Here is a 19,550-nt window from a genome sequence, read left to right on the forward strand (position 1 = left end):
TGCATCCGCCACCCGACCGGTGGCGGACAGGACTCCTATCGCCCGCGTTTTGGCGATCCGTTTCAAGAACCCCGCACAGGAACCTCCATGTCACTTCCGATTCTTGCGGCCAGCATGCTGCTGGCCGCGCCATCGACGCCCGCCACGCCCATCGCTGCCGAAGCAACGCAGCAGATCGAAATCACCGCCGCCCGCGCCGACGTGCGCCAGCGCGAAACCACCACCGCCATCGTCGTCACTCACGCCGAGCTGGTACGCCAGGGCGATCAGACCCTGGCCGACGCCCTCAAGCGCCTGCCCGGCATCAGCATCTCGGGCGTGCCCGGCCAAGGAGGCGAGATCAGCATGCGCGGCCTGGGCAAGGGTTACACCCAGATCCTGCTCAACGGCGAGCCGGTGGCGACCGGCTTCTCGCTCGACTCGGTGGCGCCCGAGATGATCGAGCGGGTGGAAATCCTGCGCAGCGCCACGGCAGCGTCGAGCAACCAGGCGGTGGCCGGCAGCATCAACATCATCCTGAAAAAGGCGGTCAGGCGCGGCCAGCGGTCGCTGGCCGCCAGCGCCACCCGCCGTGGCGGCACCACGTCGCCCACGCTTACCGCGCAGTTGTCGGACCAGGCGGATAGCCTCTCGTACAGCATAGCCGCCACGCTGTCGCGCCAGCGCACCGAGGAAGCCATCGCCGACGACGAAACGCTGACCGACGCTGACGGCGTGGTCACGCTGCGGCGCCATACGCCGCAACCAAAGTCCATCCGCAACGACAATTTGACCTTGACGCCGCGCGCGAGCTGGGCCCTGGGCGGCGGCGACACCCTCGCCTGGCAGGGTTTCGCCAACCTGCGCCACTTCGATGTGCGCAACCGCGCCAACGAACAAACGCTGGTGGGCAGCGCCAGCGAATTTCCGCATTTTGTGTCGGACTACCACGCCCGCATCACCATGCTGCGCAGCGATCTGCAGTGGAACCATAATCTCGCCAACGGCGACAAGCTCGAAACCAAATTGGGCGCCAACAGCAACCGCCGCAGCACCGGCTACGACTTTTACGGCATGGACGCGAACGGCGCGCGGGCCGTGCACCGCCACGTCGATGCCGGTCCCGCCGAAACGGCCGTGACGTTCACCGGTACCTGGCGCCACCCGGTGGGCGCGCGCCACGCGCTGGCGATCGGCTGGGACGCCAGCCGGGCGCGCCGCGACGAAGACCGCAGCGAAACCATTTTCGACGGCGCCGGCATGCAGACGGAGGCCAGCAACGCCGACTACAGCGCCGTGGTCAAACGCCTGGCGCTGTTCGCGCAAGACGAATGGGAAATATCTAAACAGTTTTCGCTGTATGCGGGACTGCGCCACGAGCGCCTGCAAACGGCCAGTCGTGCGCTGGCAGCCAATTCGCCCGATGCGCTGGACGTCACGTCGGCCGTGTGGAGTCCGTCGCTGCAGGCACGCTACGCACTGCCGAACCGGGACGTGCTGCGCCTGGCGCTGGCGCGCACGTATAAGGCGCCGACGCTGGCCAAGCTGGTGCCGCGCCGCTACACCATGGACAATAACAACAACCCGACCAATCCCGACGAACAGGGCAACCCGCAGCTGCGCCCCGAGCTGGCCTGGGGCCTCGATGCCGCTTACGAGCGCTACCTGGGCGACGGCGCCCTGGCCAGCGTGAGCGTGTACTGGCGCCGCATCCGCGACGTCACGCAAACCCGCCTGTTCCAGGAGGGCAGCGTGTGGGTGGAGACGCCATTCAACAACGGCAACGCCAGCGTGCATGGCATCGAACTGGAAGCGAAGCTGCCGCTGCGTCGCCTGCTGGGCTGGGCGGCGGCGCCGGCGGTGGACCTGCGCGCCAACCTGGCGCGCAACTGGTCGCGCGTGGACAGCGTGGCCGGCCCCCATAACACGCTCGAAGAACAGGTGCCGGTCACCGCCAACCTGGGCGCGGACTACAAGCTGCCCGGCGGCGCCTGGACCGTCGGCGGCGACTTCACCTACAAGGGCGGCGTCACCACGCAGCAATCAACGCAGCTGCGCCTGGGCACGTCGCCAGGCCGCCAGCTGGACCTGTATGCACTGTGGAAGCTCGACGCCCAAACCCAGCTGCGCGTGTCGGGATCCAATCTGCTGCACCAGCAGTCCCGCGACTGGCAGCAGTTCCAGGCCACCGGCCTGCGCGCGCGTTCCACCATCACGCCTACCAGCGCGGCCGTGCGCGTGATGGTGGAACACCAGTTCCGGTAGCCGTGCTGTGGTATGGTTTCACCCATGACCACAGTACCGACTTCCCCCGCCCGCACCGATCAACCGTACCAGCGCTGCATGATCATGGGCGGCGGCGGTTTCCGCTTCGGCATCTACATCGGCATGTATGCCGCACTGCGCGAGGCGGGCAAGGCGCCCGACGTGATCGTGGCCAGCTGCGGCGGCGCGATTGCCGCCGCCATCATCCACAACCTGCCGGAGCCGCAGGCGCAGCGCGACTGGCTGGCGTCGCGCGCCATGTACGACTTCTGGTGCGGGCTCAAATCCACGCGCCACGCGGCGCTGCTGGCCACGCTGGCGCGGGCGGCGCGGCGCACGCTGTCGTCGGCGCGCGCGCCGGTGATACCGGACCTGTTCGGCGACTTCCTGTTCGACATTCCGTCGCAGCTGCCCTTCCCCACGCCCGCCGGCACGCCGGAGGTCGATGTGGCCATCATCGGCGGCAAGCTGCTGTTCGATGCGCACGAGGTGGGACGCCCGCGCGGCCAGCGCAAGCTGTTTGCCGAAACCGTATTTTGCGGCGAGCGCGCGGCTGCCGCGCTGCGCGGCATGGCGTCGCCGCTGGCCGATCCGCGCTGGGGCGAACATGCCGTGGCGCCGGAGCTGCTGATCGACAGCGGCGTGCCGATCACCGAGGCCGCGCGCATCTCGATCGCGGACATGATCTACTTCCGCTGCCGCCAGTACCAGGGCGCGGAATACATCGGCGGGGTGCTCGACCTGTTCCCGGTCGAGATCGCCCGCCAGCTGGGCACCGAGGTGGTGATGGAATTCAAGGAGGCGTTCGACCAGGTGTTTTCAATCCCGGCCTGGCGCTCGGTGCTGGGCCTGAACGGCAATGCGCGGCTGCGCTACGCCAACACGTACCTGGCCGACCTGCGCATCGATTCGTCCGATATCTCGAAGGCGCTGGCGCGCCAGCAATTGCAGCAAAAGCTGCACTGGAGCCGCAACCGCATCGAACTGGCGATGCCGCCCACGTACGACATCTTCGTGCAGCACGCGCGCGACCAGTGGCAATACGGCTACGACCGCGCCCGCGAGGCGCTGGCGCACCCGATCGGCCGGCATCCCGACGTACGGCGCGCAACGCGCTACAGCCGCCCTTTCAGCAATCAATAATACTATTTACACATCTCGCGCCAGGATTCCTCGAATTCGTCGTGCGGCATATCCTGCGCCAGCATGGTCAGTTCGCGCGCCACCGAAATATAGCGCTGGTAGCCGAGGTAGGCGCCAAACGCATCCTTGGCGTTGACCTCGCCGCACGGCGCGCCGCCCTTGCCGATGAACTGGTTGCGAAACTGCGCCGACGCCGGTTCGCGGATTTTCTCGCGGACGTATTTCTCGCCCATGGCAATCACCGCGCTCGCTTCGCGCTGCTTTTTTTGCGCGCGGGTTTCGCCGCAGCCGGCCAGAGCCAGCATGGCGGCCACCGCCAGCAGCCCGGCGCCATGCCGGCGCAAGGTGTGTGAAAAATTCATATGGTTGCTCATCTTGTCCATGATGCCAGATACACCCCACTTAACGCATCACCCCTCGGCATTGTTGACAACCACCGACTTTGTTAAACTGACCAGCTTTATAGCACTGCAACTGGAGACCGACCGCATGTCACACAACCTTCCCGACCGTCTGGTACGCACCGTACAAACCCTGCTGGCCTGCACCATGTTGTTGGGCAGCTATGCGGGGGCAGCAGAAAAGCTGGCCAATGTCACCATCCTGGCCACCGGCGGCACCATTGCCGGCAGCGGCGCCAGCTCCACCACCACGGTCGGCTACACCGCCGCCACGGTCGGTGTCGATACCCTGATCAAGGCCGTGCCGGAGCTGTCGAAAGTGGCGCAGGTAAAAGGCGAGCAGGTATTCCAGATCGCCAGCGAGAACATGACCAATGAGCATTGGCTGGCGCTGGCCAAGCGCGTCAACACGCTGCTGGCGCAAGCGGACGTCGACGGCATCGTCATCACCCACGGCACCGATACGCTGGAAGAAACCGCGTATTTCCTCGATCTGACCGTCAAGAGCAAAAAGCCGGTAGTGCTGGTGGGCGCAATGCGTCCCGGTACGGCGCTGTCGGCCGACGGTCCGATCAACCTGTACAACGCAGTGCTGCTGGCCGCCAGCAAGGACGCGGTCGGCAAAGGCGTCCTGGTGGCGTTGAACGACCAGATCCATAGCGCGCGCGATGTCAGCAAGACCAACACCTCCACACCGGACAGCTTCAAGACGCCGGAACTGGGCCTGCTCGGCTACATCCAGGGCAGCAAGCCGTATTTTTACCGCGCTTCCACCCGCAAGCACACGGTTGATGCCGAGTTCGACGTCAGCAAACTGACCACCCTGCCGCAAGTCGATATCGTCTATGGCTACGCCAACGTCGGTCCGGTGGCGCTCAATGCGCTGGTGGCGGCGGGCGCCAAGGGCATCATCCATGCGGGCGTGGGTGACGGCAGCCTGGCGGCCACGGTAAAACCGGCGCTGGTGGCCGCGCGCAAGCAGGGCGTGGTAATCGTACGCGCCAGCCGCGTCGGCCAGGGCATCCTGGCACGCAACGGCGAAGCCAACGACGACGAACTCGATTTCGTTGCGGCCGACACCCTGAGCGCGCAAAAGGCGCGCATCCTGCTGATGCTGGCGCTGACCAAAACCGCCGACACCCGTGCCATCCAGCAGATGTTCTATACCTATTGATTCATGGGTAGTCCGGTCGCCGCATCTGGAACAGGCCGTCGGGCGTGATCTCGAAGTAATCGGCCGGGCCGCCGGCACGCAGGATGGTCTGCGAGCCGGCCGTATCGTAAATACCATCGCGCAGCAGTGCCTGCGCGATGTGCACCCCCACCACCTCCCCCATCACCAGCCACGTATTGGTGGCGTCGCCCGATGCGCCTTGCAGGCGGATGATCTGGCTGCACTTGCATTCGAACGACACCGGGCTCGCTGCCACGCGCGGCACGCCAACGATGCGCGACGGCGCCGTAACCAGGCCGGCCAGCGCGAACTCGTCCACCTCGGGCGGCGCCGCAGCGCAGCTGGCGTTCATGGCCTCGGCCAGCGGGCGCGTGGCCAGGTTCCAGACGAACTCGCCGGTTTCCTCGATGTTGCGCAGGGTATCCTTGCGGCCGATGCTGGCAAAGCCGATCAGCGGCGGCGTGTAATTAAAGGCGTTGAAAAAGCTGTAGGGGGCCAGGTTGAGCACACCTGCAGCCGATTGCGAAGAGATCCAGCCGATCGGGCGCGGGCCCACGATGGCGTTGAACGGGTCGTGCGGCAGGCCGTGGCCTTGTGCGGGCTGGTAGAAATAGCGGTCGTCCATGATGCTCCTGGAAAGTCGGCGCCGGGCGGCGCCAACACGTATTCTGGCATAAGCCGTAAACGACTGCGGGGCGGGCACTTGCGCGCCCGCCCCGCAGGGAATGACAACCAGTTAGCTTACGCTTGCTTGGCAGCCTTGCGACGACGTGCCACCACGCCCAGCAGGCCCAGGCCGGCGATCATCATCGCGTAGGTCTCGGCTTCTGGCACTGGTGCAACAGCAATGTTCAGGTCCGAAGCATAAGAGCCACCGCCATTGCCGTTGACCAGACCACCGACCTGGAAGTAATACGAACCGGCGGTCAGGCCCATGTTGGTGATTTCCCAGCCATCTTTGGCATTCACGCCGTTGCCCAGGGTATTTACACCAGTGTACGTGGTCAGCACAGCGCTGGTGGTTGGATCATATTTGACCAGGTTGTAGCTGGTGATGACCAGATCCTTGACGGTTGTCGAGCTCAGGTAGCTCGAAGTCAACGACGAGGTGGAGTCGAAGTTACTGCCCAGGGTGAACATGAATTTATCGCTAAACGTATCGTTTTGATTAGCTTTGTAGAAGGTATTGCCGAAATAAGCGTTGTATCCGCCTTCGCCGTCAGCTTTCAGGTCGATCGTAACGGTTTTACTGACTTCGGCTGCGTAAGCAGAGGAAGCGATCAGGGATGCGCCAGCGATCAGGGATGCGAGCAGTACTTTTTTGATTTTCATTTGTCTTTTTCCGTAACGTTATAAATTTGCCTATCGAGCAATGACCCTTACCGAATGCATTCATTCGATGTCATCAAGCATATATTTTTGTGCAAAAGCCAACTGTGCGCTAACTAACATTGCTGAGCATAATATTAAGATTGCCTTAGGAATCTCATTTTGAGAGAGTTGCTCACAAATTCTGTGGATAAGCCTGTTAACAAACGCTGGGGGTGGATGCCAAGCAGTTGTTTAATAAGGAAAATATTTCGTTGCGCAAATTTAACGCAGCGAAAGTTATCCACTGACATTACACTAGGCAAGTTTGCTGAACCGACCACAGGAAGACCATGAACCACCGCCTGCATACCCTCGCCCTCGCCATCGCGCTGCTGGGCAGCATCGTAACCCCGGCCCGGGCCGCCGACGAACCGGCCGCCTCCACCGTTGCCCGCGTGCGCGAGCAGTACACCAAGTACGAATACCGCATCCCGATGCGCGACGGCACCCGCCTGTTCACGACCGTGTACGTCCCCAAGGACGCCAGCCGCCGTTATCCGTTCCTGATGGAACGCACGCCGTACAGCGCTGGCGTGCATGCCGATGATGAGTTGCACTACGGCGTCGATTTCTATCCCGCGCGCCTGGGCCCGTCACCCGAATTCCAGCGCAGCGGCTATATCTTCGTGCAGCAGGACGTGCGCGGCCGCTATATGTCGGAAGGCAAATGGCAGGAAATGACACCGCACGTGAACCCGCGCCGCGCCAGGGGCGAAGGCAATGAAAGCGAGGACATGCACGACACCGTCGAGTGGTTGCTGAAAAATGTTCCCAACAACAATGGCAAGGTCGGCATCCTGGGGATCTCCTATCCGGGCTTTTATACCTCGGCCAGCATCATCGATTCGCACCCGGCCATCAAGGCTGCGTCGCCGCAGGCGCCGGTGACCGACCTGTACATGAACGACGACTCCTACCATGGCGGCGCCTTCATGCTGGCGGCCAATTTCGACTTCTACGCCGCCTTTGTCGAAGCCCAGAACCCGACCCCGCTGCCTAAAAGCTGGAGCAACTTCGACTACGGCACCCCGGACGGCTACGACTTCTTCCTGTCGCACCTGACGCTGTCCAACATCACCGACACCATGACGGCCTCCCAGCGCGCCTTGCTGATGCCGACGATTGCCAACTGGAACTATAACGACTTCTGGAAAACCCGCAACATCGCGCCGCACCTGAAAAACATCAAGGCGGCGGTGCTGACCGTGGGCGGCTGGTACGACGCCGAGGATTTACAAGGCCCGCTCACCACCTACCACGCCATCAAGCGCAATAATCCGGCGATCTACAGCGGCCTAGTGATGGGGCCATGGTCGCACGGCGCCTGGCGCCGCTACGACGGCCAGAGCCTGGGCAGCGTGCAGTTCGGCGCCAGGACCGGCGAGTACTTCCGTAAAAATATCGAGTTTCCGTTCTTCGAGCAGCACCTGAAAGGCGTGGCCAATCCCAACCAGGCGGAAGTACATGCCTTCGAGACCGGCAGCAATGTCTGGCGCGAGTACGCGGCCTGGCCACCGAAGCAGGCGCAGGCACGCACCTTGTACCTGGGCGCCAACGGCACCCTGGCCTGGCAGCAACCGGCGACCGGCGGCGACGGCTTCGACGAATACGTTGCCGATCCGCGCAAGCCGGTGCCGTACACCGGCTATCCGGCCATCGGCGTGCCCAAGGAATACATGGTGGGCGACCAGCGTTTTGCTTCGAGCCGCACCGACGTGCTGACCTACCGCAGCGAGCCGCTGGACGAAGATGTGACCTTGAGCGGTCCGGTGAAACCGCGCCTGTTCGTCTCCACCAGCGGCACCGATGCTGACTGGATCGTGAAACTGATCGACGTCTATCCCGACGACTACCCGGCGGCCGGCAAGCCCGACGGCCCGCGCACCGATGTCGAGAAACCGGCCATTCCCATGGCCGGCTACCAGCAACTGGTGCGCGGCGATCCCTTGCGCGGCAAGTTCCGCAACGGTTTCGAGAAGCCGGAGCCGTTCACGCCCGGCAAGGTCGAACCGGTCAATTTCAGCATGGCCGACATCAACCACACGTTCCGTCGCGGCCACCGTATCATGGTTCAGATCCAGAGCTCGTGGTTCCCGCTGGTGGACCTGAACCCGCAAACTTTTGTCGATATCCCCAAGGCCAGGCCTGAGGATTTCCGCAAGGCTACCCAGCGCGTGTACCGCGCCCCCTCGATGTTTTCGGGCATCGAGGTGCAGGTGCTGCCGGGTCCCCGCTAAGCAACCAGGCCAGAAACCGGTACGATTGCGCCAGTTTCTGGCTTCCAGTGCGGATTCAGCCTCCCATTTTGGAGAGGATTTCCGTTGCCTGACACAGTAAAGTTGCAACACTACTATTTCCAATAGGAAAACTCTATTGAGTTTATTTAATCTATAAACTTAACAGAATTGGTTTTAGGAAATATGATAGCGGCATCAGCTTCACTATCGTCGTTGGCTCTTAAGGAATCCCCATGGAAAACAATCACACCGGCCTCGGCGTCGCGGCCCGCCTGCGGATCGGCTTCGGCATCATCCTGGCGATGATGCTGGCTTTGACCGCCCTGAGCGTGGTCAAGGTCAACGCCATCGACAACAGCCTGCAGCACATCAGCGAGGTCAACAACGTCAAACAGCGCTACGCGATTAATTTCCGTGGCAGCGTGCATGACCGTGCAATTGCGCTACGCGATGTCACGCTGGTGGCGGACGCCGATGTGGCCGCCGTGGCCGCCCTGATCGACAAGCTCGACGCCGACTACCAGCAATCGGCGCGCCCGATGGACGCCCTGTTCGGCCAGGCCAAGGCCAGGGTGATGCCGGAGGAACGCGCCTGGCTGGACAAGATCAAGCAGAACGAAGCGCGCGCCACGCCGCTGGTCAGGCAGATCATCGAGGCGCGCCGCGCCGGCGATATCGACGGCGCGCGCGGCCTGATGCTGGGCCAGGCCAGGCCGGCCTTCATCGACTGGCTGGCCAGCATCAACGGCTTTATCGACCAGGAAGAAAAAATGACCGAGGCCGAGTCCGAACTGGCCCGCCACGGCGCCCACAACTTCCAGGCGCTGGCCTTGCTGGCGGTGGCGATCGCGATGGCAATCGGCGCCGTGGTGGCATGGCGCGTCTCGCAACACTTGCTGCGCGCACTCGGCGCCGAGCCGTCCGAGGTGAAAGCGCTGGCCAACGCCGTCGATCGTGGCGAGCTGTATCACCAGGTCAGCCTGCGTGACGGCGACCGCGACAGCATCATGGCGGTGCTGGTCAAGATGAGCGGCAACCTGCACGCCACCGTCACCGAAGTGCATGACGCGGCGCAGGCCGTTTCCAGCATCAGCACCCAGATTTCGGCAGGCAACCAGGACTTGTCCAGCCGCACCGAGGACCAGGCCAGCTCGCTGGAAGAAACCGCGTCGGCCATGGAAGAGCTGACCGCCACCGTCAAGCAGAACGCCGACAGTGCCCGCAACGCCAGCAAGCTGGCGCGCGAAGCATCCGGCGTCGCCAGCCAGGGCGGCGACATCGTCGGCCAGGTGGTGCAGACCATGAACGCCATCGACGCATCCTCGCGCAAGATCGAAGAGATCATCAGCGTGATCGACGGCATCGCTTTCCAGACCAATATCCTGGCCCTGAACGCAGCGGTGGAAGCAGCGCGCGCCGGCGAACAAGGCCGTGGTTTTGCCGTGGTCGCCACAGAGGTGCGCAACCTGGCCCAGCGCAGCTCCACCGCCGCGCGCGAAGTCAAGGCGCTGATCGACGAATCGGTGGAACGCATTCACACCGGCACCGACCTGGCCGAACACGCGGGCAGCACCATGCAGGACATCGTCAGCAGCGTCAAGCGCGTCTCCGACATGGTCGAATCGATCGCCAGCGCCAGCGAGGAGCAACGCGTGGGTATTGAGGAAGTCAACCGCGCCATCGCCCAGATGGACCAGGTGACGCAGCAGAACGCGGCGCTGGTCGAAGAAGCGACCGGCACGGTCGATACCCTGCATGACCAGGCCGCCCTGCTCAATCACGCGGTTGGCGTGTTCAAGACCGAGCGCAGCGCCGTGGCGGCGCCGGCAGGCCGGTCTGCACGCACAGCGGAGCCGCAGTTGCTGCTGGCCGCAACGGCATGACGCTGCCGGTGCTGTTGCGGCAAAACTCGGAACCGGAGCGGGTGCGGGCGTTGCAGCAACTGGGCGTCCTCAACACCAACACCAGCGCCTACTTCGACAGCGTAACCGCGCTGGCGAAAACCCTGTTCGACGTCTCGGGCGCCTATATTTCGCTGCTCGACAGCGACCGCCAGTGGATCAAGTCGGCAGTCGGTTACTGCCCGCCAAACACCGACCGCGACAAGGCCTTCTGCCAATACACGATCGCCCAGGCCAGCGTGCTGGTGATCGAAGACACGCTGCGCGATCCCCGCTTTGCCGGCAACCCGCTGGTGGCCGGGCCGCAAGGCGTGCGCTTTTACGCCGGCGCGCCGCTGGTGACGCAGGACGGCTACGCCATCGGCGCACTGTGCCTGATCGACCAGCGCACCCGCGCGCTCCCTGCCAGCGACCAGCAGCGCCTGGCCACGCTGGCCGGCCTGGTGATGGCGCACATCACGCTGGGCCGCGCGGTGGGGCACGTGGATGCGGTGAGCGGCATGCCGAATAAATACCAGCTGGCCGACGACCTGGGTGCAGCCGCCGCGCTGGCCCCGGGCGCGCAACGCGTGCTGGTGGACCTTGCCATGCCCGACGCCGCCCGCGCCTTCGAAATCATCCGCGTGATGGGCGCGGCCGTACACGACCAGCTGGTGCGCGAAGTGGGCGCCCGTCTGCAACAACTATTCGCGGATCGCGCCCAGGTCTACCACCTGGGCGACACCCGCTTCGCCCTGCTCTCGCGCGACGCCGACAGCGACGCCTTCATCGACTACCTGTACGGGCTGGACGCGGCGCTGCAAACCCCGCTCACTAGCCTCAATATTCCGCTCGTCCTGCCCGGCTTTGGCGGCATCGTGCGCTTTGCGCTGGGTGCCGATTCGGCTGCCGATGCGCCGCGCCAGGCGGCCGCCGCCGTCAACCAGGCCCTCAGCGCACAACAGCGCTGGAGCCTGTACAGCGACAGCGAAGACGCGCAACAGCGGCGTGCGTTCCGCCTGCTGCACGATGTGCGCCGGGCAATTGCCGACGGCGAGTTCGAACTCGTGTATCAACCGAAGCACGACCTGCCCGGCGGCGCCTGCCACGGCGCCGAAGCGCTGCTGCGCTGGCATCACCGCGAGCTGGGCGCGATCTCGCCGGCCGAATTCATCCCGCTGATGGAGACCACCGCCCTGATCGGTCCGCTTAGCGACTGGGTCATCAACACCGCCATCGCCCAGTTGGGCGCGTGGCATGCGGGCGGTCACCTGGTGAAGGTGGCGCTGAACCTGTCGGCCTGGAATTTCGAGGAGCCGGACCTGGTGGACCGGCTGGCCGCCGCCTGCCGGCAGCATCGCGTCGATCCGCGCTACGTGGAAATCGAGTGCACGGAGGGCGTCTGGATGGAAAGCGCGGACATCCTGGCCACGCTGCACCGCATCCGCGCGCTGGGCATGGGCCTGGCGCTCGACGACTTCGGCACAGGCTACAGCAATTTCTCGTATTTGCAGAAAGTGCCGGCCACAGTGGTCAAGGTGGACCAGTCGCTGATCCGCCACGTCCACACCAACCCGCGCGACCAGCGCATCGTCCGCTCGCTGATCGCCCTGGCACGCGAACTCGATTACCAGGTCGTGGCCGAAGGCGTGGAAACCGCGCAGTCGCTGGCGCTGATCCGTGAATGGGGCTGCGATGTGGCGCAGGGCTACCATTTTTCGAAGCCGCTGGCGGCGGGGGCATTTATTGACTACCTGGTGCGGCAGCGCGAGAACGTGGCCGCTCAGATGTTTTCGTCAACGTCCAAACCGGACGCATAGTCCCGCCCACCGTAAAAGACGCCAGGAATTGCGACCTCGACATTCGTTTCATCGACCGCAAATGCAATCACGGCATTCTTCTTGTAGTGGGTGATTCTTAGCCCTGGCAAGGATTGAATATCTCGCCATCCTGCTCCGATAACAGCCAAATGGCGGCCAGGGCGCCCGCACCGAGGGCCTGGACCTGGAAGCGACCGGCGCGTTGACGCCGAACTGGAATGTTTCAGCCTCTTGGTCCCATGGCCGCACCAGGAGCAACGAAGACAAGACCATCCAGACCACGTTCCCGCGCAACCTGGTCAAGCTGTGGACCACGTACCAGATGCCGGGCGAACTCAATCGCCTGACCGTGGGCGGTGGCGTCAACTGGCAGAGCAAGGTGTATTCGGATATTTCGGCGTGGCAGATCGAGCGCGACCTGTACTGGGAACAGAAGTCGTACGCAGTGGCCAGCCTGATGGGCCGCTATGACTTCAGCAACAAGCTGTCGGCGACGGTTAACGTGAGCAACCTGTTCGACAAGCAATATACGCCGTCGGTGTCAGACTGGTGGTACTCGGGCATGTACGGCCCTGGCCGCGCGGTGGCGCTGACGGCCAGGTACCGTTTCTGATGCGGTGAAGACAGCCTCCCGCGCCGGGAGGCTGGTGTGACATTACTTGACGTCGAGCAGTTCGACGTCGAAGATCAGGTTGGAGTTCGGTGGAATCGGACCCACGCCGCGCTCGCCGTAACCATAGCTGGCCGGCACGATCAGGGTACGCTTGCCGCCCACTTTCATGCCCTGCACGCCCTCGTCCCAACCCTTGATGACCTGGCCGCCACCGAGCTGGAAGCTGAACGGCGAACGACCGACCGACGAATCGAACTGCTCGCCATGCTGGGCCGGCGCGCTCGGCACGTACAGCCAGCCGGTGTAGTTGACGACAGCGGTGGCGCCAGCCACGGCTTCCTTGCCGGTGCCGACGACGGTGTCGATCTTTTGCAGTTCGGTGCTGGCTACCGGTGCAGCGGCTGGTACTTCAGCGGCTGGTGTTGGTGCTGGAGTTGCAGCTGCAGCCGGAGCCTCGGCGGCAGGCGGGGGGTCTTTTTTGTTGCAGGCGGCCAAAGCCAGGGTGAGGGTCAAACCGAGGATGGCGGAGGACAGCAGTTTCATGAGGTTCTTTCGTGATGGTTGTCAGCCGCCGCAGCATACAGCGCGGCACGCCTCCTGCCAATCCGAAATGGCTACGGTGCGCGCGGAGGTTGCCCGTCGCGCCTGCTACCTAGGAGGGAAGCGCACCCGCCCACTTCGCGGGTTATGCAGTGCTGGAGACTTGCCTACAATCGAAGGCTTCCTCCCTGCTTCGAAAGCACACCATGCAAGATTTACTCACCCCCGACAATTGCGCGCTGGTCCTGCTCGACCAGCAAGCCGGTCTGCAATTTGCCGTGCAATCGATGGATCGCCAGACCCTGCTCAACAATTCCGTGGCCCTGCTGGAAGCGGCGCTGGCTTTCTCGCTGCCGATCGTCGCCAGCACCTCGGCCAGCAAGGTCTATAGCGGCCCGCTGTTGCCCGACCTGCACGCGCTGATCCCCGACCACCCGGTGCTGGAGCGCCGCAATATGAACGCCTGGGAAGACCCGGCAGTGCAGGCAGCCATCGTCGCCACCGGCCGCAAAAAGCTGATCTTCTCCGGCATGCTGACCGAAGCGTGCATCAGCTTTGCCGTGCTCAGCGCCATCGAAGCGGGCTATGAATGCTACGTCGCTGGCGATGCCTGCGGCGGCCTCACCGAAGCCGGCCACAACCTCGCATTGCAACGCATGACCGCCAAAGGCGCACAACCGACCAGCTGGCTGCAAGTGCTGTTGGAGCTGCAACGCGACTGGACCCGCCACGACACCTACGACGCGGCGCGCGCGGTGGTGGAGAAAAATGGCGGCGGTTATGGCGTGGGATTGCGGTATGCGCGACAGATGCTGACGCCGCAGTGATTTGGCCAAATACCTGGCTGTGCTGACATCCGTACCTCAATGGATGGCATCGGCACCTTCAATTTGAAGATCAGAAGCCGGTTTCCGTTCGTGTGTCAGGTTTAGGCGCACCTGAGCCTCGGTAGAATACAGGGTAGTCGGCAAGACCAAGCGACTCGAAGGTAACTACTCTCAGAATACCGCCATGAAAACTTTTTTAGCGCTCGTGATGACAGCACTGCCGCTTGCTGTCATGGCTGCTCCTACGCAGGTGCTCGGCATCCCCTTCAATGGAAAGCTCAAGCATTCGCCTGGCATTTGTCCGCTCAACAACGAGAAAGCCGAACAAATTTGCTGGCGGAGCAGTCCGCGCATGGATGACATCGGCGGGCGCTGGGGCAGCGCCTATTTGCCGGATCCGGACTCGCGTCCGCTCTGGGCTGCGCGCGGGTGGTTCGAGATTGCGTTGAAAAAAGACCTGACCGTGACGCGCATTAAAGTGCTGGCGGAAGGCACGGAACGGGAGACGATTTTCCAGTCGATCTCGACCCGATTCGGCGCCCCGGCGTCCGACGATGGCCGCTCTGCGCGGTGGGTGCACAAGGACGCTACCATCCAACTGCTGTGCGCTGCGCCGACCAAGTGCTGGGCGACCTTCAATGTGCCCGTGGCCGAGATCGATCTTGCTGCCGCAACCAGGCTGGCACAGAACCAGAAGCCCAGGCCCGTCACGCCCTGATGCCACACCGGAAATACGATCAATTCAGAATTTGGCCTGCCCAGCAGGAATCGAACCTGCGACCCTCAGCTTAGAAGGCTGATGCTCTATCCAACTGAGCTATGGGCAGTTTTTGTACAGCGAGAATTCGCCGCAGAAATGAAAAACGGGTTGTCTAGGACAACCCGTTTAGTGTTTTTGGTCGGAGTACAAGGATTCGAACCTTGGACCCCCTGGTCCCAAACCAGGTGCGCTACCGGGCTGCGCTACACTCCGAAGACAGCATTCTAATCCTCCGGGGCTTTGCCGTCAATGGACGCCCCCAAGTATCTTGCAAAATCGAACCAATCAGGCAGCCAGTTTGACGTCGATCTTGTCGGCAATGCGCTGCGCCATCGACCTGGCGTCGTCGGCGCTACGCGCTTCCACCATCACGCGGATCAGCGGTTCGGTGCCGGAGGCGCGGATCAGGACGCGGCCGGTGTCACCCAGCTCGCGCTCGACCTGCTCTTTTTCAGCCACCATGGCAGCGTTCTGGCTCCAGTCGAAGCCGGGCGTGACGCGCACGTTGATCAGGCTCTGCGGGAACAGCACCAGGTCGGCGGTAGCCTCTTCCAGCGAGCGGCCGGCGCGCTTGAGGGCCGACAGCACTTGCAGTGCCGAGATGATGCCATCGCCGGTGGTGTGCTTGTCGATGCACAACAGGTGGCCCGAGCCCTCGCCGCCCAGCAGCCAGCCCTTCTCCTGCATCACTTCGAGCACATAGCGGTCGCCCACCTTGGCGCGCGCAAAACCCACGCCCTTCTGCTTGATCGCGACTTCCACCGCCATATTGGTCATCAGGGTGCCTACGGCGCCAGCTACCGGGCCGGTGGCCAGGCGGTCCATGACCATCAGGTACAGCAGCTCGTCGCCGTTATAGAGGCGGCCGTTGGCGTCGCACATGATCAGGCGGTCGGCGTCGCCGTCGAGGGCGATGCCGAGGTCGGCGCCGTGGGCGCGCACAGCGGCGGCCATCGCCTCCGGTGCAGTGGCGCCGTGGGCCTTGTTGATGTTGAAGCCGTCCGGCTTGTTACCGATGGCGATCACTTCCGCGCCTAGTTCATGGAATACGTGCGGCGCGATGTTGTACGCGGCGCCATGGGCGCAATCGACCACGACCTTCAGGCCGCGCAGATCGAGCTCGTTGGGGAACGTGCTCTTGCAAAATTCGATGTAACGGCCTTGGGCATCGTCGAGGCGCTTGGCGCGACCGAGTTTTTCCGGCGCCACGCATTCCATCGGGTGCTCGAGCGCGGCTTCGATCTCGAGTTCGACCGCGTCGGGCAGCTTGGTGCCCTGGTCGGAAAAGAACTTGATGCCATTGTCCTGGAACGGGTTGTGCGAGGCCGAGATCACCACGCCGGCCGACAGGCGCAGTGCGCGCGTCAGATAGGCAATCGCTGGCGTGGGCATCGGGCCGGCCAGCATCACGTCCACGCCGGCGGCGGCCAGGCCGGCTTCCAGCGCGGCTTCGAGCATGTAGCCGGAAATGCGCGTGTCCTTGCCGATCAGGACGGTGGGACGCTTGCTGCCCGTCCCGGTGCCCTTGCCGGCCAGGACCTTGCCCGCAGCATAGCCGAGGCGCATAACAAAGTCAGGCGTAATGGGCGAGACGCCCACCAGGCCGCGGATACCATCGGTGCCAAAATATTGTCGTGCCATGTCGTGTGCTCTTTCTGTGTCTGTTATGTCTTTTATTGGGCTGCCTGCCATACCTTGAGCGCATCCACCGTGTCGGCCACGTCGTGCACGCGGACGATGATGGCGCCTTGCGCCACCGCCGCCAGGGCGCCGCCCACGCTGCCAGCTGCGCGCCGCTCCACCGGCTTGCCGGTCACCGCGCCGATCATCGACTTGCGCGACAGCCCCGCCAGCAGCGGCATGCCTGTTTCTTCGATGAGCCGGCCTGTCGCCTTGAGCAATGCGTAATTATGCTCTACCGTCTTGCCGAAGCCAAAACCCGGATCGATGCATAATCGACGCGGATCAATCCCGGCCTCCAGCAGCGCGTCGATGCGTTCGCGCAGGAAAGCGACCACCTCATCCACCACGTCGGCGTAGCTGGGCGCCAGCTGCATGTGCTGCGGATCGGACTGCATGTGCATGATACACAGCGCGCAGTCGCTGTCGCGTACCGCATCGATGGCGCCGCAGGCGCGGAAACCGTTTATATCGTTGATCATGTCCACGCCGGCAATGATGGCTTCGCGCATCACCTGCGGCTTGTAGGTATCGACCGAAATGGCAGGACCGAGATCGCGCAGCGCATAGACCACCGGCATCACGCGCTGCAACTCGTCCTCCAGAGACACCGGCGGCGAGCCAGGCCGGGTGGACTCGCCACCGATGTCGATGATATCGACGCCCTCTTCGATCATCGCTTCGGCATGGCCGAGGGCGAACTCGAGCGCCTGGTAGTTGCCGCCGTCGGAAAAGGAGTCGGGTGTGACGTTGAGAATGCCCATCACGCGCGGGCGCCGGCCTGCGCCCTGCAAGGGGTAGTTGAAACGGCCGAACTGGAATGTGGATCGCATCTGATTCTATAAAGAAAAAGGGCGAGGATTACTCCTCACCCTTGGGTGTTGAATACCTGCCGCAGGCTTACGCTGGTGCGGTCACGGTAGGCGAAACGCCCGAACCGCCGTCGCCAGGTGGCTGCTTGCGGATGGTCACGCCTGGTTTAGGCGGACGCGGCTCGAGGCCGGCCATGATGTCGTTGATCTGGTCCGCGTCGATGGTTTCCCAGTCGAGCAGCGCCTTGGTCATGACTTCGACTTTTTCGCGGTTATCTTCCAGCAGCTGGCGGGCCAGTGCATATTGCTGGTCAAGGATGTTGCGGATTTCCGCATCGACCTTTTGCTGGGTCGCTTCCGAGATGGTCTTGTTGCTGCCACCCATGAAGCCGTCGTTCTGCTCATCCTCGTACACCATCACGCCCAGCGAATCGGACATGCCGAACTTGGTGACCATCGAACGGGCCAGCTTGGTGGCGCGCTGGAAGTCGTTGGAGGCGCCGGTGGACATCTGGCCAACAAAAATCTCTTCCGCGATACGGCCGCCGAACAGGATCGAAATTTCTTCCAGCATCTTGTCCTTGTAGCCCGAGATGCGGTCGTGTTCCGGCAGCTGCCAGGTCAGGCCCAGGGCCCAGCCGCGCGGCATGATGGTTACCTTGTGGACTGGATCTGCCTTAGGCAGCAGCTTGGCGACCACGGCGTGACCGGACTCGTGGTAAGCGGTGTTGCGACGCTCTTCCTCGCGGATAACCATCGACTTGCGCTCGGGACCCATGAAGATCTTGTCCTTGGCATCTTCGAAGTCGGCCATATCGACCAGGCGCTTGGCGCGGCGGGCAGCAAACAGCGCAGCCTCGTTGACCAGATTGGCCAGGTCGGCGCCCGAGAAGCCAGGCGTACCACGGGCCAGGATGTCGGCCTTGACATCGGTGCCGATCGGCACTTTACGCATGTGCACGTTGAGGATCTGTTCGCGGCCACGGATGTCCGGCAAACCGACCGACACTTGACGGTCGAAACGACCTGGGCGCAGCAGCGCTTTATCGAGCACGTCGGCGCGGTTGGTCGCAGCAATCACGATCACGCCGGATTGCGCTTCGAAGCCGTCCATCTCGACCAGCAACTGGTTCAACGTCTGTTCGCGTTCGTCGTTACCGCCGCCCATGCCGGCGCCACGGTGACGGCCGACCGCGTCGATCTCGTCGATGAAGATAATGCATGGCGAATGCTTCTTGGCGTTCTCGAACATGTCACGGACACGCGATGCACCGACGCCGACGAACATTTCGACGAAGTCAGAACCAGAGATCGAGAAGAACGGCACCTTCGCTTCGCCGGCAATCGCACGGGCCAGCAGGGTCTTACCGGTACCTGGAGGACCTACCATCAGCACGCCGCGTGGAATGCGGCCGCCGAGTTTCTGGAATTTGCTTGGGTCGCGCAGGAAATCGACGATTTCGCTGACTTCTTCCTTGGCTTCGTCGCAACCGGCAACGTCGGCAAAGGTGACCGAATTATTGGAGTCGTCCAGCATGCGCGCCTTCGACTTGCCGAAGGAGAATGCGCCGCCCTTGCCGCCGCCCTGCATCTGACGCATGAAGAAAATCCACACGCCTATCAGCAACAGCATCGGGAACCACGAGACGAAGATTTGCTGCAGGAAGCCTGGCTCTTCCGGCGGACGGATGTCGAACTTGACGCCGTTGTCGCGCAGGTCGCCAATCAGGCCACGATCGAGCAGGGACGCAGTGGTGCGCACCTTGGTGTCGTCGCTCTTGACGGCAGTGATGCTGGTGCCTTCAATGACAACTTCCTTGATGTTCTTGGCTTTTACCGCATCGAGCAGTTCGGAGTATGGAATAGGTCGGGCGCCAGCTGCAACGCCATGGCTATCGAACTGCTTGTACAGCATGAGCAGGAGCAGTACGACGACTACCCAAATGGCTGACTTGGAAAACATGTTATTCACGAAAACTCCTTGGATGCAGGGCGCATCTCTTAACCTATAGCTAGAAACCCGATTTTACTCGCAATAAGCAGGCGGT

15 protein-coding genes, 2 tRNA genes and 1 pseudogene are annotated in these 19,550 nt (G+C 63.1%); 9 read left to right on the forward strand and 9 right to left on the reverse strand.

What is annotated here, in order from left to right:
• Positions 1–87: 87 nt before the first annotated feature.
• Both ASF04_RS04445 and ASF04_RS04450 read left to right on the forward strand, forming a co-directional pair.
• Positions 88–2,244, forward strand: coding sequence for a TonB-dependent siderophore receptor (locus ASF04_RS04445; RefSeq protein ID WP_056138524.1), 2,157 nt, complete (start codon positions 88–90; stop codon positions 2,242–2,244).
• Between the two features lie 24 nt (positions 2,245–2,268).
• Complete coding sequence (locus ASF04_RS04450; RefSeq protein ID WP_227012138.1) at positions 2,269–3,387, forward strand: patatin-like phospholipase family protein; 1,119 nt, start codon at positions 2,269–2,271, stop codon at positions 3,385–3,387.
• A gap of 2 nt (positions 3,388–3,389) precedes the next feature.
• Here ASF04_RS04450 and ASF04_RS04455 read toward each other — a convergent pair whose 3' ends face one another.
• Positions 3,390–3,749, reverse strand: a complete 360-nt coding sequence (locus ASF04_RS04455) for a hypothetical protein (protein ID WP_040377851.1) — start codon at positions 3,747–3,749, stop codon at positions 3,390–3,392.
• A gap of 127 nt (positions 3,750–3,876) precedes the next feature.
• On the opposite strand from ASF04_RS04455, the gene ASF04_RS04460 reads away from it, so the two are divergent.
• A complete protein-coding gene (locus ASF04_RS04460; RefSeq protein ID WP_056138528.1) occupies positions 3,877–4,962 on the forward strand; it encodes a type II asparaginase in 1,086 nt (361 codons plus the stop codon).
• Between the two features lies 1 nt (position 4,963).
• Here ASF04_RS04460 and ASF04_RS04465 read toward each other — a convergent pair whose 3' ends face one another.
• Both ASF04_RS04465 and ASF04_RS04470 read right to left on the reverse strand, forming a co-directional pair.
• A complete protein-coding gene (locus ASF04_RS04465) occupies positions 4,964–5,587 on the reverse strand; it encodes a flavin reductase family protein (RefSeq protein WP_056138531.1) in 624 nt (207 codons plus the stop codon).
• A gap of 116 nt (positions 5,588–5,703) precedes the next feature.
• Positions 5,704–6,294 carry an FxDxF family PEP-CTERM protein gene (locus ASF04_RS04470; protein WP_056138533.1) on the reverse strand — a complete coding sequence of 197 codons (591 nt, stop codon included), beginning with the start codon at positions 6,292–6,294 and terminating at the stop codon, positions 5,704–5,706.
• A 329-nt stretch (positions 6,295–6,623) separates the two neighbouring features.
• On the opposite strand from ASF04_RS04470, the gene ASF04_RS04475 reads away from it, so the two are divergent.
• The 4 genes and pseudogenes from ASF04_RS04475 to ASF04_RS04490 all read left to right on the forward strand — a co-directional run.
• Positions 6,624–8,570, forward strand: a complete 1,947-nt coding sequence (locus ASF04_RS04475) for a CocE/NonD family hydrolase (RefSeq protein WP_056138535.1) — start codon at positions 6,624–6,626, stop codon at positions 8,568–8,570.
• Between the two features lie 233 nt (positions 8,571–8,803).
• A complete protein-coding gene (locus tag ASF04_RS04480; RefSeq protein ID WP_056138536.1) occupies positions 8,804–10,453 on the forward strand; it encodes a methyl-accepting chemotaxis protein in 1,650 nt (549 codons plus the stop codon).
• Complete coding sequence (locus tag ASF04_RS04485) at positions 10,450–12,270, forward strand: EAL domain-containing protein (RefSeq protein WP_056138538.1); 1,821 nt, start codon at positions 10,450–10,452, stop codon at positions 12,268–12,270. The genes ASF04_RS04480 and ASF04_RS04485 overlap by 4 nt, the downstream gene beginning before the upstream one ends.
• A gap of 172 nt (positions 12,271–12,442) precedes the next feature.
• A pseudogene (locus ASF04_RS04490) lies at positions 12,443–12,883 on the forward strand (TonB-dependent receptor domain-containing protein); the annotation flags it as partial.
• Between the two features lie 42 nt (positions 12,884–12,925).
• Here ASF04_RS04490 and ASF04_RS04495 read toward each other — a convergent pair.
• Positions 12,926–13,426, reverse strand: coding sequence for an FKBP-type peptidyl-prolyl cis-trans isomerase (locus tag ASF04_RS04495; RefSeq protein ID WP_056138542.1), 501 nt, complete (start codon positions 13,424–13,426; stop codon positions 12,926–12,928).
• A 203-nt stretch (positions 13,427–13,629) separates the two neighbouring features.
• Between ASF04_RS04495 and ASF04_RS04500 the strand changes: the two genes are divergently transcribed.
• Entirely contained in the window at positions 13,630–14,250 is a 621-nt protein-coding gene (locus ASF04_RS04500) for a hydrolase (protein WP_056138544.1), read from the forward strand.
• Between the two features lie 184 nt (positions 14,251–14,434).
• Positions 14,435–14,968, forward strand: coding sequence for a hypothetical protein (locus ASF04_RS04505; protein ID WP_156368526.1), 534 nt, complete (start codon positions 14,435–14,437; stop codon positions 14,966–14,968).
• A 32-nt stretch (positions 14,969–15,000) separates the two neighbouring features.
• Here the strand turns inward: ASF04_RS04505 and ASF04_RS04510 are convergent.
• The 5 genes from ASF04_RS04510 to ftsH all read right to left on the reverse strand — a co-directional run bounded on the left by ASF04_RS04510 (position 15,001) and on the right by ftsH (position 19,474).
• Positions 15,001–15,077 (reverse strand) — tRNA-Arg (locus tag ASF04_RS04510).
• Positions 15,078–15,146: 69 nt separating this feature from the next.
• Positions 15,147–15,223: transfer RNA gene (locus ASF04_RS04515), tRNA-Pro, on the reverse strand.
• A gap of 72 nt (positions 15,224–15,295) precedes the next feature.
• Entirely contained in the window at positions 15,296–16,651 is a 1,356-nt protein-coding gene (gene glmM, locus ASF04_RS04520) for a phosphoglucosamine mutase (protein ID WP_056138548.1), read from the reverse strand.
• Positions 16,652–16,683: 32 nt separating this feature from the next.
• Positions 16,684–17,523, reverse strand: a complete 840-nt coding sequence (gene folP, locus ASF04_RS04525; protein WP_056138550.1) for a dihydropteroate synthase — start codon at positions 17,521–17,523, stop codon at positions 16,684–16,686.
• 67 nt (positions 17,524–17,590) lie between these two features.
• Positions 17,591–19,474, reverse strand: a complete 1,884-nt coding sequence (ftsH, locus tag ASF04_RS04530) for an ATP-dependent zinc metalloprotease FtsH (RefSeq protein WP_056138553.1) — start codon at positions 19,472–19,474, stop codon at positions 17,591–17,593.
• Positions 19,475–19,550: the final 76 nt, after the last annotated feature.

It is taken from the genome of Duganella sp. Leaf61 (assembly GCF_001421905.1).
Taxonomy (GTDB): domain Bacteria; phylum Pseudomonadota; class Gammaproteobacteria; order Burkholderiales; family Burkholderiaceae_D; genus Rugamonas; species Rugamonas zoogloeoides.

What these genes read in the sequence shown, in the direction of transcription:
- ASF04_RS04495 (WP_056138542.1), bottom strand. Translation starts at nt 13,426, where the DNA reads ATGAAACTGCTGTCCTCCGCCATCCTCGGTTTGACCCTCACCCTGGCT.
- glmM (WP_056138548.1), bottom strand. Translation starts at nt 16,651, where the DNA reads ATGGCACGACAATATTTTGGCACCGATGGTATCCGCGGCCTGGTGGGC.
- folP (WP_056138550.1), bottom strand. Translation starts at nt 17,523, where the DNA reads ATGCGATCCACATTCCAGTTCGGCCGTTTCAACTACCCCTTGCAGGGC.
- ASF04_RS04455 (WP_040377851.1), bottom strand. Translation starts at nt 3,749, where the DNA reads ATGAATTTTTCACACACCTTGCGCCGGCATGGCGCCGGGCTGCTGGCG.
- ASF04_RS04485 (WP_056138538.1), top strand. Translation starts at nt 10,450, where the DNA reads ATGACGCTGCCGGTGCTGTTGCGGCAAAACTCGGAACCGGAGCGGGTG.
- ASF04_RS04465 (WP_056138531.1), bottom strand. Translation starts at nt 5,587, where the DNA reads ATGGACGACCGCTATTTCTACCAGCCCGCACAAGGCCACGGCCTGCCG.
- ASF04_RS04445 (WP_056138524.1), top strand. Translation starts at nt 88, where the DNA reads ATGTCACTTCCGATTCTTGCGGCCAGCATGCTGCTGGCCGCGCCATCG.
- ASF04_RS04450 (WP_227012138.1), top strand. Translation starts at nt 2,269, where the DNA reads ATGACCACAGTACCGACTTCCCCCGCCCGCACCGATCAACCGTACCAG.
- ASF04_RS04460 (WP_056138528.1), top strand. Translation starts at nt 3,877, where the DNA reads ATGTCACACAACCTTCCCGACCGTCTGGTACGCACCGTACAAACCCTG.
- ASF04_RS04500 (WP_056138544.1), top strand. Translation starts at nt 13,630, where the DNA reads ATGCAAGATTTACTCACCCCCGACAATTGCGCGCTGGTCCTGCTCGAC.
- ASF04_RS04470 (WP_056138533.1), bottom strand. Translation starts at nt 6,294, where the DNA reads ATGAAAATCAAAAAAGTACTGCTCGCATCCCTGATCGCTGGCGCATCC.
- ASF04_RS04480 (WP_056138536.1), top strand. Translation starts at nt 8,804, where the DNA reads ATGGAAAACAATCACACCGGCCTCGGCGTCGCGGCCCGCCTGCGGATC.
- ASF04_RS04505 (WP_156368526.1), top strand. Translation starts at nt 14,435, where the DNA reads ATGAAAACTTTTTTAGCGCTCGTGATGACAGCACTGCCGCTTGCTGTC.
- ASF04_RS04475 (WP_056138535.1), top strand. Translation starts at nt 6,624, where the DNA reads ATGAACCACCGCCTGCATACCCTCGCCCTCGCCATCGCGCTGCTGGGC.